Source organism: Loktanella sp. F6476L (assembly GCF_023015725.1).
Taxonomy (GTDB): domain Bacteria; phylum Pseudomonadota; class Alphaproteobacteria; order Rhodobacterales; family Rhodobacteraceae; genus Yoonia.
The window spans coordinates 1-1,112 of sequence record NZ_JALKAR010000035.1 but is presented as its reverse complement, the minus strand read 5'-3'; the positions used below and the strand labels follow the sequence as shown (position 1 = coordinate 1,112).

Annotated in this window: 1 protein-coding gene; it reads right to left on the bottom strand. The window is 54.3% G+C overall.

Annotated features, from left to right (window positions below; all coding sequences use genetic code 11):
- Nucleotides 1-48: 48 nt before the first annotated feature.
- Nucleotides 49-1,050, bottom strand: a complete 1,002-nt coding sequence (locus MWU61_RS19630) for an IS30 family transposase (RefSeq protein WP_247130171.1) — start codon at nucleotides 1,048-1,050, stop codon at nucleotides 49-51.
- Nucleotides 1,051-1,112: the final 62 nt, after the last annotated feature.

Below are 1,112 nucleotides of genomic sequence, written 5' to 3'. Positions count from 1 at the left end.
GGTGAACTCACGCTGAAGCGCGATTTCTCTCTGTTCAGTTTATCTGGATCATGGCTCTCCTTCCATCAGTTTTGCGCGGAACACTTCTGAAGGCGTTTGATAGCCGAGGCACTTGCGCGGTGTTGCGTTAAGGCGGTCGCAAATCGACCTTAGATATCGATTTGTGAACGCTGTTGGATCGGCCTTGCGTGGCAGGTAGCGGCGGAGGCGGTTGTTGGTGTTCTCGACGGTTCCTTTCTGCCACGGTGACTGCGGATCACAGAACCAGGGATCGACGCCCAGGCCTGATTTCAGATATCGCCATGCTGTGAACTCAGTGCCGCGATCAAATGTGATCGACCGGCGTGCATTTGCGGGAAGGGGAGAGAGGCTGGCGACCAGGCTTTCCATCACAGGTTTTGACTGCCGGTCCGGGTTCTTCAGGACAACCGCATATCGACTAACACGTTCGACCAGCGAGGTGACGTTTGCTCTGCCAAATTCCTTGCGGAACATCACCAGATCGCACTCCCAGTGCCCGAATTGGTTGCGATCCGCGATCGTCTCAGGGCGATGTGCTATTGCCAATTCATCAAGAAACCTGCGCCCGTGATGCTTGCGCGTTCCACGTGGCCTGCGACGTTTGCGGTGCTCTGGCAGGTGGCGGTAGAACTTCTCGGCACGGCCGTCTTTGGAGTACGCATATCGATAGATCGTCTCGTGGCTCACCCGGATGGGATGGCGCTCAAGCTTCATACGTCCCGCGATCTGTTCTGGGGACCAGCCAGCATCAAAACCATCGCGCACAGCGGCCATTATCTCAGGATGCCGGATCAACTTGCGATGCACGGCCCGCCGCTTCTCATATTGATTCTGCGCATTCACTGCATGATAGCCGCTGAGCTGTGGAAGTTCGGTATCAGAATAGTAATTACGCCTTATCTCGCGATAGATCGTTGAAGGCGCACGTTGCAGATTGTCGGCGATCTCCTTAATCGGTATCTTTGCTTCAAGCCATTTGGCCAATTTACGACGTTCTTCGAGGTTCAGGTGGGGGTAGCAGCGTCCCATTGATCAACTCCATGCAAGGTTCTGTTTTAATACAGAATTCGCACTTCATTTGTGAATCCACC

Bases quoted from the DNA above. Each gene is read 5' to 3' on its own strand.
- MWU61_RS19630 (WP_247130171.1), bottom strand. From the start codon at position 1,050: ATGGGACGCTGCTACCCCCACCTGAACCTCGAAGAACGTCGTAAATTG.